The sequence below is a fragment of the Spiroplasma endosymbiont of Notiophilus biguttatus genome (assembly GCF_964030985.1).
GTDB classification, from domain to species: Bacteria; Bacillota_I; Bacilli_A; order Mycoplasmatales; family VBWQ01; genus Spiroplasma_E; species Spiroplasma_E ixodetis_A.
The window spans coordinates 320,397-336,436 of sequence record NZ_OZ034993.1; the positions used below are offsets into that span (position 1 = coordinate 320,397).

General features: G+C 24.2%; 15 protein-coding genes, 1 pseudogene and 1 other annotated feature. Of the genes and pseudogenes, 4 read left to right on the plus strand and 12 right to left on the minus strand.

Annotation, left to right across the window (positions count from 1 at the left end; translation table 4 throughout):
• Positions 1 to 8 precede the first annotated feature (8 nt).
• The 11 genes and pseudogenes from AAHM85_RS01850 to rplU form a co-directional block, all read right to left on the minus strand.
• Positions 9 to 530, minus strand: a complete 522-nt coding sequence (locus AAHM85_RS01850) for an adenine phosphoribosyltransferase (RefSeq protein WP_342260779.1) — start codon at positions 528 to 530, stop codon at positions 9 to 11.
• Positions 531 to 539: 9 nt separating this feature from the next.
• The gene (gene secDF / locus AAHM85_RS01855) at positions 540 to 3,704 is read right to left on the minus strand and encodes a protein translocase subunit SecDF (RefSeq protein ID WP_342260780.1); all 3,165 of its coding nucleotides are present in this window, start codon (positions 3,702 to 3,704) and stop codon (positions 540 to 542) included.
• Positions 3,705 to 3,856: 152 nt separating this feature from the next.
• Positions 3,857 to 5,137 (minus strand): IS3 family transposase, encoded by a 1,281-nt coding sequence (locus AAHM85_RS01860; RefSeq protein WP_342260781.1) that lies wholly within the window; start codon positions 5,135 to 5,137, stop codon positions 3,857 to 3,859.
• A gap of 220 nt (positions 5,138 to 5,357) precedes the next feature.
• The gene (locus tag AAHM85_RS01865) at positions 5,358 to 6,080 is read right to left on the minus strand and encodes a YebC/PmpR family DNA-binding transcriptional regulator (RefSeq protein WP_342260782.1); all 723 of its coding nucleotides are present in this window, start codon (positions 6,078 to 6,080) and stop codon (positions 5,358 to 5,360) included.
• 12 nt (positions 6,081 to 6,092) lie between these two features.
• Positions 6,093 to 6,839: an NAD(+) synthase gene (nadE, locus tag AAHM85_RS01870; RefSeq protein ID WP_342260783.1), complete on the minus strand. Its 747-nt coding sequence runs from the start codon at positions 6,837 to 6,839 to the stop codon at positions 6,093 to 6,095.
• 2 nt (positions 6,840 to 6,841) lie between these two features.
• Positions 6,842 to 7,933, minus strand: a complete 1,092-nt coding sequence (locus AAHM85_RS01875) for a DNA recombination protein RmuC (protein ID WP_342260784.1) — start codon at positions 7,931 to 7,933, stop codon at positions 6,842 to 6,844.
• A 25-nt stretch (positions 7,934 to 7,958) separates the two neighbouring features.
• Positions 7,959 to 9,248, minus strand: coding sequence for a GTPase ObgE (gene obgE / locus AAHM85_RS01880; RefSeq protein WP_342260785.1), 1,290 nt, complete (start codon positions 9,246 to 9,248; stop codon positions 7,959 to 7,961).
• 166 nt (positions 9,249 to 9,414) lie between these two features.
• On the minus strand, positions 9,415 to 10,587 hold the full coding sequence (gene coaBC / locus AAHM85_RS01885; RefSeq protein WP_342260786.1) for a bifunctional phosphopantothenoylcysteine decarboxylase/phosphopantothenate--cysteine ligase CoaBC: 1,173 nt from the start codon (positions 10,585 to 10,587) through the stop codon (positions 9,415 to 9,417).
• A gap of 102 nt (positions 10,588 to 10,689) precedes the next feature.
• Positions 10,690 to 10,977: a 50S ribosomal protein L27 gene (gene rpmA, locus AAHM85_RS01890; protein ID WP_342260787.1), complete on the minus strand. Its 288-nt coding sequence runs from the start codon at positions 10,975 to 10,977 to the stop codon at positions 10,690 to 10,692.
• A 2-nt stretch (positions 10,978 to 10,979) separates the two neighbouring features.
• Positions 10,980 to 11,291, minus strand: a complete 312-nt coding sequence (locus tag AAHM85_RS01895) for a ribosomal-processing cysteine protease Prp (RefSeq protein WP_342260788.1) — start codon at positions 11,289 to 11,291, stop codon at positions 10,980 to 10,982.
• A 334-nt stretch (positions 11,292 to 11,625) separates the two neighbouring features.
• Positions 11,626 to 11,916, minus strand: a pseudogene (gene rplU / locus AAHM85_RS08430) (50S ribosomal protein L21); the annotation flags it as partial.
• Positions 11,917 to 11,927: 11 nt separating this feature from the next.
• Positions 11,928 to 12,000: a sequence feature (ribosomal protein L21 leader region), on the minus strand.
• Positions 12,001 to 12,155: 155 nt separating this feature from the next.
• Here rplU and AAHM85_RS01905 point away from each other — a divergent pair.
• The 4 genes from AAHM85_RS01905 to AAHM85_RS01920 all read left to right on the plus strand — a co-directional run bounded on the left by AAHM85_RS01905 (position 12,156) and on the right by AAHM85_RS01920 (position 14,643).
• A complete protein-coding gene (locus tag AAHM85_RS01905; protein WP_342260488.1) occupies positions 12,156 to 12,503 on the plus strand; it encodes a transposase family protein in 348 nt (115 codons plus the stop codon).
• 4 nt (positions 12,504 to 12,507) lie between these two features.
• On the plus strand, positions 12,508 to 13,002 hold the full coding sequence (locus tag AAHM85_RS01910; RefSeq protein ID WP_342260487.1) for a transposase family protein: 495 nt from the start codon (positions 12,508 to 12,510) through the stop codon (positions 13,000 to 13,002).
• Between the two features lie 71 nt (positions 13,003 to 13,073).
• Positions 13,074 to 13,748: an IS1595 family transposase gene (locus tag AAHM85_RS01915; RefSeq protein ID WP_342260790.1), complete on the plus strand. Its 675-nt coding sequence runs from the start codon at positions 13,074 to 13,076 to the stop codon at positions 13,746 to 13,748.
• A gap of 547 nt (positions 13,749 to 14,295) precedes the next feature.
• The gene (locus AAHM85_RS01920; protein WP_342260488.1) at positions 14,296 to 14,643 is read left to right on the plus strand and encodes a transposase family protein; all 348 of its coding nucleotides are present in this window, start codon (positions 14,296 to 14,298) and stop codon (positions 14,641 to 14,643) included.
• A gap of 113 nt (positions 14,644 to 14,756) precedes the next feature.
• On the opposite strand, the gene AAHM85_RS01925 is transcribed toward AAHM85_RS01920, so the two are convergent.
• The gene (locus AAHM85_RS01925) at positions 14,757 to 16,037 is read right to left on the minus strand and encodes an IS3 family transposase (RefSeq protein ID WP_342260791.1); all 1,281 of its coding nucleotides are present in this window, start codon (positions 16,035 to 16,037) and stop codon (positions 14,757 to 14,759) included.
• Positions 16,038 to 16,040: the final 3 nt, after the last annotated feature.

Below are 16,040 nucleotides of genomic sequence, written 5' to 3' on the forward strand. Positions count from 1 at the left end.
ACTACTTATTAAAACTGAATTATTTCTAGCAGCGGAATATTATCAAAATGATGTTTATTAGCAAATTCAGAAAGCGAAATTAAAGTAGCAATGCCAACTGATTGAGCGCTACTTTGCTTTATTAAATTAAGACAAGCATTAATTGTTCCCGAAGTTGCAATCAAATCATCAATTACTACTACTTTATCTTTTGTTGAAAATACATCTTGCTGCATTTCTAACATAGCAGTACAATACTCTAAATCATAAGTTACTTTATAGGTTTTACCTGGTAATTTACCTTTTTTACGTGCAAGAACTAATTTAATACCCAACTTATATGCTATAGCAGAACCAAAAATAAATCCTCTTGCTTCAGGTGCTAAAATTGCTGTTGCTCCACATTTTTTAATAAAATCTACAAAAATATTAACAACACTTTGAAATGCTTCTGGATTACTTAATATTGGGTTAATATCTTTAAATTGGATACCTTTAATTGGGAAATCAGGAATATTAATAATAATTTTTTTTAATGATTCTTTTGTCATTGCAACCACCTATTCATTAATACCTTTAATAACATATTCATCTGCACCAATGAAATGTTTTTTAATTTTATTAATACGTTTTTTATATCTATAAACTCTTCATTTCTCAAAATAAGTTCAAATAAAAGGAGCAATAAAGTAAGATGATACTAAACTTACTATACAACCTATTAATAATGATAAACTAACTATTCAGAAACTAGGAATAATAAACATAACAATTACTGATGTTATTAACACTACACCATTAATAACTAATGTTCTTGGTAAAGCCTTTTGAACACTTTTATTTGAAATTTCAATTATTTCTTCTGTACTAATAACTTGTGTTTGATTATTATTAATCTTAATTTCACGAATATTATCAAAAATTGACATAATACTAATTATTGTTAAAATCATTACTCCCAATAATATTCCAACAATTGAAGTAGAAATTACAATTTGGAAAATACTAATAATAGCAAGTGTCATTAGTAAACTAAAAATAATAGCTAAAATTAAAGGAATAACATAAGTTAATTGAAATCTAATAATAATATAAATTAAAATAACAATAAAAGATAAAGCAATTGAAATAATCATATTAACTAATAAATCAACACCTGACTTAGCAACAACTAGATCAATTTCTCCTCATTGTAAGATAGATTCTTGTTTTCAATTTCTAGTAATCTCACCTAAAAAATTCTTAAACCTTTGCTGCATACTTTGAGAATTTACTGTTGTTTGAACAATAATCTTAAACTGATATTGTTTTCCTTCACCACCAGCAATTAAGGCAAAATTAATATTTTTAAAATATTTACTAAATTGACTATTATTTTGAATTTCTTTACTAATAAAATCTTTTGCTATTTCTGCTTCTTTAATAATATTGTAATTAGGATCACTTGGATCTTGAGTAATTATACCCATTCCAACAAAATCAGTTCGTTGATCAAAACCAGAGCCAAAATTAGAACCAACTACACCATAAGTAATACCTGAAGCAAGAACAATAATAGCAGAGCCCGAAAGAATTCATTTTGTTAATTTATGAAAATAATTTCAGTTATTTATTTTAAGTTTTGAAAAAATATTTTTAAAATTAACTAATATTTTTTTGTCTTTTGCTTTAACTATTTGAATTTTTAACGGTTTTAATCCATTAATTAATTCTTGTTTCAATTTATTAATTTCTTGTGAAAGATTTAATTTTAAATCTTTTACTTTTGACTTATAAATTGATCTTGATTTACTATGTTCTTTTTTTAATTGCTGTTTATCAACTTTAAATTTTTTAATTAATTCTTTAACTTTATTTTTATAATTAATTTGAAGTTGACATTTTTCTGAAATTAATTGTTCTTTTATTGTTTTATCACTACTTTTAATATTATTTGTATCTACTGAATTATTTAAAACTATAGTACTTTTTCTACTAATATTATTAGTTCCTAAAAGTTGAGGTTTATTTTCTAACCAATTATTTCGTAATACTGCTCATAATATTAATCTTAATAAGATAATTCCAAAAATAATTACACCAAAAGTAGCAATAGAAGTCATAATAATAAAACCTTTGATAGCACGAGTTCCAAATCAAAAAATAGTTAAATTAACAATTAAAATAATAGCGCTACAATCTAATGAAGAGGATAATGTTTTCTTATTTGCTGATTTAAAAGCACTAACCAAAGTTTTACCTTGCATATATTCATTTTTAAAACATTCTAACAAATTAATAATCGTATCTAATAATAATGCAAAACCAATAATTAAAGCAATTACACTTTCGGGAGCAATTATACCATTAATGAAAACAAAACTAACAATAGTAAATAATAAAAATAATGATATTATAATTAGAACAATAATTCCTAACATACGATAATAAAACAGAACAATAGTCATAAGAACAAAGGTAACTAATATAATAATAACAACTGCAATTTTTAAAGATGTTGCACCTAGCGTTGGACTAACATTAGCATAAGATAACATAGTAAAATTATTTTTTGACAATTGTGATGTTAAAACACTTTTCATTTGTTCAACTGTTTCAAGATTAAAAGTATCTGAATTAATTGAAATACTATTGCTAGTTACTTTGACTTCACCAACTCAATATGGAATATAACGATAATCAATAACATCTTCATGTAAAATATCTGAAACATCTGGTAAACGTAGTAAATCTTTAATATAAGGTAATCATGCATTCATAGGTGAACCAATAATAGGAGAAGCAAAAGGATCAAAACGATTAGCAGGATCATATGTATTTTTTTCATCATTAGTATCAACAGAAAGACTATGAACTGAATCTAAATTATCAGAATAAATTCAATTAATACCAAATTGACCATTTTGATTAGGATTTAATAATCGTGCTAAAGTAGGGTCTTGTGCTTTAGCTCTAGCTAAAATGTCACTACCATTACCAAGACCTGGTGTATTATTATCTAATACTGATGCTAATGATGCTTTAATCTTACCATCAGTATCATTTTTAAGATTATCAATTATAAAAGCAAGGGAACGAATACCCTCCATACTACTACGAATATAATCTAATAACTGACCAATATCTGAATAAATATAAAATGTATTTTCTTTAGCAGAAGTAAGTTCTTTTAAAACTGAATCATTTTTAACATCAAAAACAAGTTCTGGGCGATGAGTAACTGAATTATTAACGGCTTTAATGCCAGAAAACACATCACTAGTTAATAATCTTTTATCTCTTTTTGTTCAAGTAGTAGCTTTGTCATCTTTCTTTTCGGTTGCTAATAAGTCATTACCATCTTTATCAACAATATAAGAATAACCACGTCGTGATACACTATGAACAAAAGTAGAGATATCAACTCCCGCATCTTTACTCAACGCTAAATTATACTTATTATGATTACTGCTAGTAATGCTTTCAATATCAACGTTGCTAGTACCTAAAGGGTCAACTCTGTCTTTTAATAAATTAATAACATCTTTTTGTTTACCTTTACCCTCATATTGAACTTGTGTTTGATAACCACCAGCAAACTCAATACTTAATTTACTATTATTTTCAACATATTTAGCACTAAACACTACTGAAATAATTATTGTAGAAACAATAATTATTAAACTAAAAATTCTTAAAAAAAATCCAAGATTTTTAGTTTTTCTTGTCCTAGAAGAAGTGTTCATATTTCTTCACTCCTAAATCAATTTATTTGTATAAACATAGATTGTATATTATTTAAGCACTATATAAGAATACCAACATTCGTTATAAATAACAATTGTTTTACAGTAATATCAAAAATAATTATTTTCTAAATAAAATTAGGCGGCATTGGTTAGATAAGTTTACTTTCTTGTCTTCAAATCTGTACAAATTGATTTGGAGGCATTTTCAATCTAATAACTATTCTATCATTGTTTCAATATCTAACAAATTTTTCTAATATTTTATTAAAACTTTCCATACTTTCAAAAGTGCTACCAAACATCATTTTAAAATCTCTTTTAATTCAACGATTTAAACATTCACTAACTTGATTACCTTTAAAACCTGATAGACTTTTTGAGTGAATTAGATTAGTACTTGTATTAAAAACTTTACTAACAATTTCGCTTGTATTAGCAGAACCTAAATCTGATTGAATAGTCGTAAAATTACATTGTTTAGCACTCGCTAATTCTATTTGATTAACCACATTTAACACAGTTTTGGCATTTTCACTTTTGTTTATTTTTCAGCCAACAATTGAATTACTGTACATATCAGTAGCAAAAACAACTAATAATTTTGTTTTTTTATCACCAATAATTATATTTTTAAATCATGTGCCATCCATACTAACTTTTTCAAGAAAGTTATTACTTGAAAAATTACGTTTTAATAAATCTTTATTATTTTTTAAATCACTATTTTCTACTACTCTATTTGTTGATTTAGGTTCTAATAATAATTTAATATTATTATCTTTTAATATTTGTTTTATGCTTGTTTTACTGCATTTAAGACCTTTATTTTTTATTTTTAACTCTAATCTTACTTTTTCAAAACTAGTGATATTAATGTACTTTTTTTCATTTTTAATGAGAACTATTTTGTTTATTGCTTGTATCAAATTATCATTAATTTTTGATTGATATTGCTTTTTACCTTTTTTTACTCATAAATAGTATGCTGTTTTGCTAATAGCTATGTAAACAATAATTTTATTTAATTGATGACCTTTTTGCTTATATTTTTCTACTATTAAAAAACACTTATATTTTAATAATTTACTATTTTTTCCTCTTGTTAATTTCTTTTCACAGGCTAATTGCTCCTTTAAAAGTTCTTTTTCAACCTCATCTTTTAAAGCTTGTTTTCTAAATTTATCAATTTCTTTGTTTAATAGTTTAATTTCAATATCTTTCTTATCGATCCTGTGAGAAGTTTGGGATTTAGAAATTTTGGTGAATGCATTTTCACCTTTAATTTGATATTGGTTAACCCAATTATAAATTAATACTGGAGTTGATAATTTATATTTGACTTGAATTTCATGTATTTTTAGTTTTTTATCAACTAAATACTCATTAACAACGGCTAATTTTGTTTCTTTTGAATAAACTTTATAATTCATAATTTCTCCTTCTGTATTAATTATTTTTAATTATATTACAGATTGAAAATATTAATTGGTAAACTTAAGTGACTGATGCCATATATCGATGATCATTACATTCAAAAATAATTTTATGAAAATAAAATTATTTAATAATACCTAAAAAATATTCATCCATGACTTATTCCTTCTTTTCTATTCTTACTATTAATTAGATGAAAAAGAAAAATAAACCTTTTTATTTTTTAAAATTATGTTCAATTGAAAGCACATCATCATCATTTTCAATTGTTTCTAGTAATATATCAATTAATTTAATTTGCTGTTGATCAGTAATAGTAATCAATTCATGGGGAATATTAACAATTTCATTAGTAATAAAATCATTAATATTATTTTTTTCTAATAAATTAGTTACAGCATTTAACTGTTTAGGATTAACTTCAATATCAATAATATCTTCATTTTTTTCAATATTAAAAATCTCAAAATCAATTATTAACTCTAATATTTCTTCAACTGATAATAAACTTGAAAATTGAATTACCCCCGCTGTTTGAAATAAATATTGAACAGAATTAGTAGCAGCTAAATGACCACCTAATTTATTAAAATAACTTCGAATATTACTTGCAGTTCGATTTTTATTATCAGTTAAACAATGAATAATTAGGGCAATATTACTTGGTCCATATCCTTCATAAGTGATTGTTTCATAATTGGTTGTTTCATTTTTATTACTAGCTTTATTAATAGCACGATTAATATTATCCTTTGGCATATTTATATGTCGTGCTTTTTCTAACATTAATTTCAATCGCGGATTATTTTCAACATTTGCACCACCTAATTTAACAGCAACATAAATTTCTCTTGATAATTTTTGAAAAATTTTACCACGTTTGTTATCTTGGGCATCTTTACGATGTTTAATATTTGCATATTGTGAATGTCCAGCCATATTCTCATTCCTTTATTTTTTTCTTGTTCATTTTGAAGCTTGCGGTACAGGTATTCTTTTGTGTGCACTATTCTGATGCATAAATTCAATTTTATTAATTACTGATGATGGTATTAATGATTTATTTCCTAGTAAATACTGATCTAATTGTTCATACTTAAATTGCATTTCCATTTCATCAGTTTGTCCATCTCATAAACCGGCAGTTGGCTTACGGATAATGATCTCTTCACTAACTTTTAATATCTTTGCTGCAGCAAAAACATCTTTTTTTAACAAATGAATAATTGGTAATAAATCAACACCACCATCACCATATTTAGTAAAATAACCAATGTGTCATTCATCACTATTATCTGTTCCTACAACTAAATAATTATGATTTTGCGCATATGCATAAAGAGTATTCATTCTTAATCTAGCTTTTAAATTACCTAAAATTAATTTTGATTTTTCTATATTAATCTCATTTTCTAATGTTTTTTTAAAAATTAAAAAAACATTATTTAAATTAACTACTTTGGCATTTAATTTATGAATATTAACTAAATTATTTGCATATTCTAAATCAATATCTGGTGAAAAACAAGGCATAATTAATGCTAAATGATCATTAGGAAAAGCTTTTTTAATCAATAATGCTACTACTGCTGAGTCAACACCACCACTTAAACCAACAATTAAACCTTTGGCATTTGCTTTTTTTACTTCACTTTGTAAAAATTTAATAATTTCCTGTAAATATTGTTCTAAATTCATAATTATTCACTCTCTTTTATTTCTTCAGACATTTCAAAAATATTGTTATAATGTCCAGCAATTTTATTATGGGTTTTATCTAAAGTTTCAATTGCTTTATTAGTTGTATCAAAACCAGCCTTAACTTTTTCTCATCTATCAACCCAACGATCAAAATCATCTTTGAATAAACGTAATTTTTTTGCCATTTTTTCTAAATTTTTATTAAAATCAATGTCTTTACGATTTTTATCAACTATAAATAAAACAGCAGATAAAGTAGTAGGAGAGGTAATTCAAACACGTTTCTTAAAAGCATATTCAACAATATCATCAGCAAATTGTGCGTAAATAAAAGCAAATATTTCTTCAGAAGGAATAAACATTACTGCGCTAGAAATCTTATTTTTAATATTAATATATTTTCCAACTTCATCAATTCGTTTACGAATATCATTACGAAAATCTTTTAAATAATTTTCTTTAACTTTAATATCTTCACTTACTAAATACCTTTGATAGTTATCAATTGAAAACTTTGAATCAATAGCAATTCCTTCTTTTTCAGAATCTGTTTTTACATAGGCATCAACAACTTTGCCATCAATTGTTTTATATTGTCGCTCTCATAATTTTTGATTTGAACCTAACATATTAGTTAAAATTTTTTCTAAAACAAATTCACCAACATTACCACGTTTTTTAGTATTAATAAAAACTTCCTGTAAACTTTGAATATTATCATTAATTTTACCTAAAACAGTTGATGATTCTTGTAACTTTGCTAAATCTTTAATAACATCTACTACTTGTCTTTGAATGACATCAGCATTACGTTTATAATCATCTTCTTTTTTATCTAAATTTTTTTGAAAATTATCAATATTACTCATTAAATTAATTAATTTTTCGGTTTTATCACGATCTGAACCATTTCATGATGTTTTAAAATCATTTAATTGTTCTTTTAAAGTTTCTACTTGCATTTTTAAAAAATCTTGTGCAATTGGGTCACTAGTAACCTTTTGACTTTTTTTAATTTGCATATAAATTATTAAGCCACCAATACTACTAACAATTAAAATAACTACCAATAAACTAATTACTATTTCCATTTCCTATTTTCCTTTGCCCTATTTTTTATTCTTCTTCTCAAATCATATCATAATTAAAAATCTTAACATGATCACTTTTTTTTATTCCTTGCTTTCTTAATTCATTATAAATTCCTAAATCTTGTAATTTAATTTTAAATAATAAAATATTATGATAATTATTTAAAGGATTTTTTTGATATATTACTTCAACGGTTTTACCAGAAATAGTTCATTGATTACTTGCAATTTTAGTAATAATAATTTGTGGAACATATTCTTTATTAATATATTCATAAAGAATATGTTCTTCATTATTTTCATCATTATTATTAACTTGATGCAGTTGTTCTTTTTCAACAGCTTTAGCAATATCTTTAATTAATATATCCAAACTAATATGTTTCATAGCAGAAATTGCAATTATTGGTAATTTAATTTGTTCTTTTAATTTCTCTAAATTAGTTTGTGCATCTGGTAAATCAATTTTATTTGCAACAATTAAATGCGGTTTTTTTGTCAAATCTTTATTATAGCTTTCTAATTCATTCATAATTAATTGATAATTTAAAAAATGATCTTGAGTCTTATCACTAATATCAATCATATGTACTAAAACTTGACAACGTTCAATATGACGCAAAAATTGTAAACCTAGTCCTTTTCCTAGACTAGCTCCTGCTATTAATCCAGGTAAATCCGCTATAACAAAATTATTATTTTTATCAACTCTAACAACACCTAAATGTGGATTAAGAGTAGTAAAAGGATAATCAGCAACCGTTGGAGTTGAAGCAGAAATAGCTCCTAATAATGTTGATTTACCAGCATTAGGTAAACCAACTAATCCTGCATTGGCCAATAATTTCAACTCACAAATTATTTCAAAATGTTGTCCAGGCATTCCTTTTTCACATATTTTAGGTACTCGATTTATTGCCGAAGCAAAACGTGCATTTCCTCGTCCACCAAGACCACCGGCAGCAATTATTATTTCTTGTTTATCTTTAATAATATCACCAAGAATATTTTGAGTTTTGTTATCTCTAATAATAGTACCCAAAGGAACTTTTACATAAGTATTGACTCCTTTACGTCCATGCATATTTTTGGGTGCACCATTTTTACCATCTTCAGCAGTTATCTCTTTATTTTTACGTAAGTCTAATAAAGTATTCATACCTGAATCACCAATAAAGATGATATTACCGCCTCTTCCTCCATCTCCACCAGATGGACCACCTTTGGCTACATAAAGTTCACGACGAAAAGCAACAACACCATCACCACCTTTGCCAGCAGTAACTTTTAATTTTGTTACATCTATAAAACGCATTTCTTACTCCTTTTTTATATTAATAATAAGTCTTATTATATAGTGTTAACATTTTTGTGTAAAATGCTATTTTATTTTTCATATAATTTTAGTATACAGATATTATTGGGCATCAGTCACTTAAGTTTACCAATTAATTACATATTCAAATTCTATTTTTATTACATTAATAATTTAAAATATTCTTAATTATAATATCAACTATCTGTCTAGCAACTTCCACTTTTGAACCAACCAAATTATAATTATTATTTTTAAAATAAAAATCAATTTCTGTTTCATTTTTACCCATAACACTAATATTATTAATACAAATACCATCACAATTTTTAATTTTCATTTTTTCAATACCAAGATTTTTATCATTAAATTCTTGAGCAGCAAAACCAATTAAAACTTGTTGTGCTTTCTGCTTACCTAAAAATGCCAATACATCAATATTAGCAATCAGTGATAAAGATAAATTTTCATTTTTATTTTTAATTATTTTATTAGGAATATATGTACTTACTTTATAATCATTTAAAGCAGCAGCACATATTACAATATCAGCATTATCAAATTTTTTTTTCATTGCTAAGAACATTTTTTCATTAGTATTCGCTTTAATAATAGTTAGGTTTTTTTGCGATTTAATTTCAAAATCACAATCACCTGCAACTAATACTACCTTAGCATTAGTTTTAAGAAAAGCATCTACTAATGCTTTACCCATTTTTCCTGAAGAATTATTAGTAATATAACGAATTGGATCAATATAAGCTCTAGTGCGACCAATATTAATTAAAATTTTTTTATTAGATAAATCAATATTTTTTTTTAAAAAATCTTTAATTATTGTTAATGCACTATCTGGACTTTTAACCCGTCCATCACCAATCATCTTACAGGCCAACATTCCTGAATCTGGAGGAATAATAGTAATGTTTTCAAAATTAGATAATTCTAATAAATTTTTTTGAAAACTTTGATTGTGATACATATTATGATTCATTGCTGAAAATAATATCTTTTCTGCTTTGGAAGCCAAAAATACTGATAATGCTAAACTATCAGCAATTGCTAAATTTGCTTTACTAATAAAACTCATAGTAGCAGGATAAACAACAATTAAATCTGTTTTAATTGCTAAATTAGTATGAGTAATTAAATCTCCTTTAACATATGAATCTTGTTCAAACATTTCAGAATAATAAGAAAATGTTTTATCTTCTAGAAAATGTAAAGAACTTTTAGTACAAATAATATCAACTAAAAATTCTTTTTTTAATTGTTTTAATAAAATTAAAGCTTTGTTTGCTGCAATACTACCAGTAATTATTAAAGTAATATGTTTCATTATTTTCTCCTATCATATCATTAAACATAAAATAAACAAACAAAACCTATCTTCAAAATATGATAGCATTGAAAATAGGTTTTTATTATTAAAAATTTATTTTTACTTTTTATCAAGTATAACTGAAACTCGTGTTTTATTTTTTTTAAAAATAGTATACTTAACAATTCCTGATTTTAAAGCAAATAAGGTGTCATCACCACCACGTCCTACATTTTCACCAGGGTGAATTTTAGTTCCACGTTGACGATAAATAATTGTTCCCACTTTTAAACTTTGTCCATCACCAATTTTAGCACCTAAACGTTTAGAATGTGAATCACGACCATTACGAGTTGAACCCACTCCTTTTTTTGAAGCAAATAATTGTAAATTTAATTTATAAAACATAATTACACCTCCTTTATGTTAATATATTTTGGATATTGTTCTTTAATAGTTTTTAATTGTCAAAGCATTGTTTTTAAAATGATTTGACAATTATTAGTGAAACTAGTAACTTTAAGTTTCACTAATCCAGCAGTATTATTAATTACTTGAACTTGATTATTCTCAAGTTCATGAAGTGCATTTAGTGTACCAATAACAATGGCTGAAATCCCTGCACAAACAATATCATTTCCAATTTTTGAAAAATTAGCATGACCAGTAATTATAACTTCTGCAATGTTACTATTTTGATAATTATAAGTAACTTTAACCATAATTTAATATTACCTTAAATTATTTTTTATTATTTTTATCATCTTCTTTAACAACTTTAACAGTCATATTTTTATGATCAAAAATAGTTTTTAAATTACCTTCACTAACAACAGTTTTAGTGTTATCTGGTTCTGCAATATTATCCTTAACAACTGATTTAGCTTTAACAACTTTTTCTTTTGTAAGCTCTTTTTTTATTTTACTAACTACTGATTTTGGCTCTTTAATAATAGGAGTTACTACTTCAGAAATTACTTCTTTTTTTACTTCATCTTTAATTACTGATTTTGATTGTTTCGCCTTCTTATCAACAAGACTTTTACCAGCAAGTAAAATATCAGTAATTAATACCTTTGTATATGGCTGACGGTGTCCATACATTGTTTTTGAATTTTTCTTAGGTTTATATTTAAACACTCGAATCTTTTTTGCTTTATCTTGTTTAATAATCTCACCATGAACTTCAGCACCTTTTAGGAAAGGTTTACCAAATTGTTGATCAATCATCAATATTTTGTCAAAAATAATCTTATCTTTAGCTTTGCCAACAAGTTTTTCAACAAAAATCTCTTGACCATAGGAAACATTAATTTGTTTTCCTCCTGTTTGAATAACTACAAACATTTTTCTTATTACCTCCAGTTTAGACTCGCCTTATAGGTGGAATAAATCACTTGTTAACCTAAAGTAGAGCGGTTGAAACTGCATAAACAGTCTTAAATATTATAAAGTATTTTTTATTAAAAGCAATACAAAATTTAGTAATTATACACATAATTTAAATAGACTTACTGCATAACTAGTTAACTTTTTATTTTTTTGTTATTATTAAAATAAAATTTGAATAGTTAAGGATAAACTTTATGACATATTTTGAATTAAAAGATAAATCTGATCAATATTTTCGTAAAATAGTGGGTATTAATAAACTCGTTTTTAACGAAATTTTAAATATTTTATTAGAACATCAAAAACTCAAAACTACTATTGGTGGAAGGCCATATAAAATGTCAATAGAAGATCGACTAGTAATGAGTTTAAGATATTTATATGAAAATCGTACATATCATAGTATTGGTGCTGAGTATGGTATGGTTGATACTACTGCTTTACGAAATATTCGTTCAATTGAAGATATTTTAATAAAGAATAATAAGTTTAATAATTTAACAAATAAAAATATTTTTTTAAAAAGAAGAATTAAAAAATAAAATTTTGATAATTGATGTAACAGAGGTAGAAACAGAACGACCAAAATATAACCAAAAAGATTGATTTTCTGGTAAAAAATGAATGCATACTGTTAAGTTTCAAACCGTAATTAATGCAAATACTAATGAAATTTTAAATATTTTTTCTGATATTGGTAAAAATCATGATTTTAAAACTTTTAAGAATTCAAAGTTAAAGTTTTTACCAGAAACTATAATTCTTGCAGATAAAGGTTATCAAGGTTTACAAAAAATTCATGCTAATACATTTTTACCCATTAAAATTAGCAAAAATAATCCTAAAACAAATAAAACCAAAATCTTTAATAAGATTATTAATAAAACTCGTAGAAAAATTGAACATGTTTTTGCATTTTTAAAATGTTTTAAGATTATTGGTTATAAATTTAGAAAAGCCAGAAAACGAATATTTTTAAGATTTAATTTAATTGCAGGATTTTATAATTTATCATTAAAACTTAAAAACGTTATGCAGTAAGTCTAATGTATATAAGTTATTGCCAATAAACGTAAAATTCCGAAATAAAATCTAATTAAAGGTGATTGAAAATGAATATTTTAGACATAATAAATAAATTTCCAAACCAAGAATCTTGTATAAAATTTTTAGAAGAAATAAGATGAAATAACAAACCAAAATGTCTTTTTTGTTTTAGTGAAAAAGTTAACTCTGTTTTAAAAGAGTCGCGTTATAAATGCAAAAAATGTCATAAGTCTTTTAGTGTAACTGCTCAAACTATTTTTCATCATACACGTGTACCACTTCAAAAGTGATTTATTTTAATAGTATTAATGGCTAATGCTAAAAAAAGTTTATCATCATCTCAAGCTTCAAGAGACTTAAATTTACGTTTAGCAACTGTATGAAAAATGATGCATAAAATTAGAAAGGCAATGGCTAATGATGAGATTAAATTATTAGCAAAAATATTAGAGATGGATGAAACATATGTGGGTGGAAAACCGCGTAAATATAATGATGTTGATAATAAAAATAACTCATTACGTGATAGAGGAACTAGTAAAGAGTGTGTTGTTGGCATTATTGAACGAAATGGTAATGTTAAATTATTTCATGCAAAAAATAAAAGTATTAAATCTGAAGATTTAATGAAAATAGTTAAAGAAAATGTTGATATTAACAATTCTATTCTTTTTACTGATGAATATCGTGGATATTATAAAATGAATAAAATTTCGGAATTTTACGTTTATTGGCAATAACTTATATACATTATTATTTCTGAAAACTATAATTAGATATTAGTAAAATAAAATCTAATTAAAGGTGATTGAAAATGAATATTTTAGACATAATAAATAAATTTCCAAACCAAGAATCTTGTATAAAATTCCGTATTTTTTTATCTTCTTTTAAATTCAACATAATTAATTCTCTCTTTCTATAATTTTTAATATTTCTTGTATTTCAATATATTTTTTATTTTTAAGTAATTTTTCATTACATAAATTTTTAATTAATTCTATTTTTTCAACATTTAATAACATATTAATTTCCTTTAATACTTTAAATAAAATATTTTTTCATTATGAGTATTTATATCTTTTATTGGTGTAACAATATAATTAATTGCTAAATCATTATCATTATAAGGATTATTTATTTTAAAACTTTTCATATCTTGTTCTCATTTAATGTTATATTTAAAACATTCTTGATTTTTATCATTTAGACTTACTGCATAACTAGTTAACTTTTTATTTTTTTGTTATTATTAAAATAAAATTTGAATAGTTAAGGATAAACTTTATGACATATTTTGAATTAAAAGATAAATCTGATCAATATTTTCGTAAAATAGTGGGTATTAATAAACTCGTTTTTAACGAAATTTTAAATATTTTATTAGAACATCAAAAACTCAAAACTACTATTGGTGGAAGGCCATATAAAATGTCAATAGAAGATCGACTAGTAATGAGTTTAAGATATTTATATGAAAATCGTACATATCATAGTATTGGTGCTGAGTATGGTATGGTTGATACTACTGCTTTACGAAATATTCGTTCAATTGAAGATATTTTAATAAAGAATAATAAGTTTAATAATTTAACAAATAAAAATATTTTTTTAAAAAGAAGAATTAAAAAATAAAATTTTGATAATTGATGTAACAGAGGTAGAAACAGAACGACCAAAATATAACCAAAAAGATTGATTTTCTGGTAAAAAATGAATGCATACTGTTAAGTTTCAAACGGCATTGGTTAGATAAGTTTACTTTCTTGTCTTCAAATCTGTACAAATTGATTTGGAGGCATTTTCAATCTAATAACTATTCTATCATTGTTTCAATATCTAACAAATTTTTCTAATATTTTATTAAAACTTTCCATACTTTCAAAAGTGCTACCAAACATCATTTTAAAATCTCTTTTAATTCAATGATTTAAACATTCACTAACTTGATTACCTTTAAAACCTGATAGACTTTTTGAGTGAATTAGATTAGTACTTGTATTAAAAACTTTACTAACAATTTCGCTTGTATTAGCAGAACCTAAATCTGATTGAATAGTCGTAAAATTACATTGTTTAGCACTCGCTAATTCTATTTGATTAACCACATTTAACACAGTTTTGGCATTTTCACTTTTGTTTATTTTTCAGCCAACAATTGAATTACTGTACATATCAGTAGCAAAAACAACTAATAATTTTGTTTTTTTATCACCAATAATTATATTTTTAAATCATGTGTCATCCATACCAACTTTTTCAAGAAAGTTATTACTTGAAAAATTACGTTTTAATAAATCTTTATTATTTTTTAAATCACTATTTTCTACTACTCTATTTGTTGATTTAGGTTCTAATAATAATTTAATATTATTATCTTTTAATATTTGTTTTATGCTTGTTTTACTGCATTTAAGACCTTTATTTTTTATTTTTAACTCTAATCTTACTTTTTCAAAACTAGTGATATTAATGTACTTTTTTTCATTTTTAATGAGAACTATTTTGTTTATTGCTTGTATCAAATTATCATTAATTTTTGATTGATATTGCTTTTTACCTTTTTTTACTCATAAATAGTATGCTGTTTTGCTAATAGCTATGTAAACAATAATTTTATTTAATTGATGACCTTTTTGCTTATATTTTTCTACTATTAAAAAACACTTATATTTTAATAATTTACTATTTTTTCCCCTTGTTAATTTCTTTTCACAGGCTAATTGCTCCTTTAAAAGTTCTTTTTCAACCTCATCTTTTAAAGCTTGTTTTCTAAGTTTATCAATTTCTTTGTTTAATAGTTTAATTTCAATATCTTTCTTATCGATCCTGTGAGAAGTTTGGGATTTAGAAATTTTGGTGAATGCATTTTCACCTTTAATTTGATATTGGTTAACCCAATTATAAATTAATACTGGAGTTGATAATTTATATTTGACTTGAATTTCATGTATTTTTAGTTTTTTATCAACTAAATACTCATTAACAACGGCTAATTTTGTTTCTTTTGAATAAACTTTATAATTCATAAT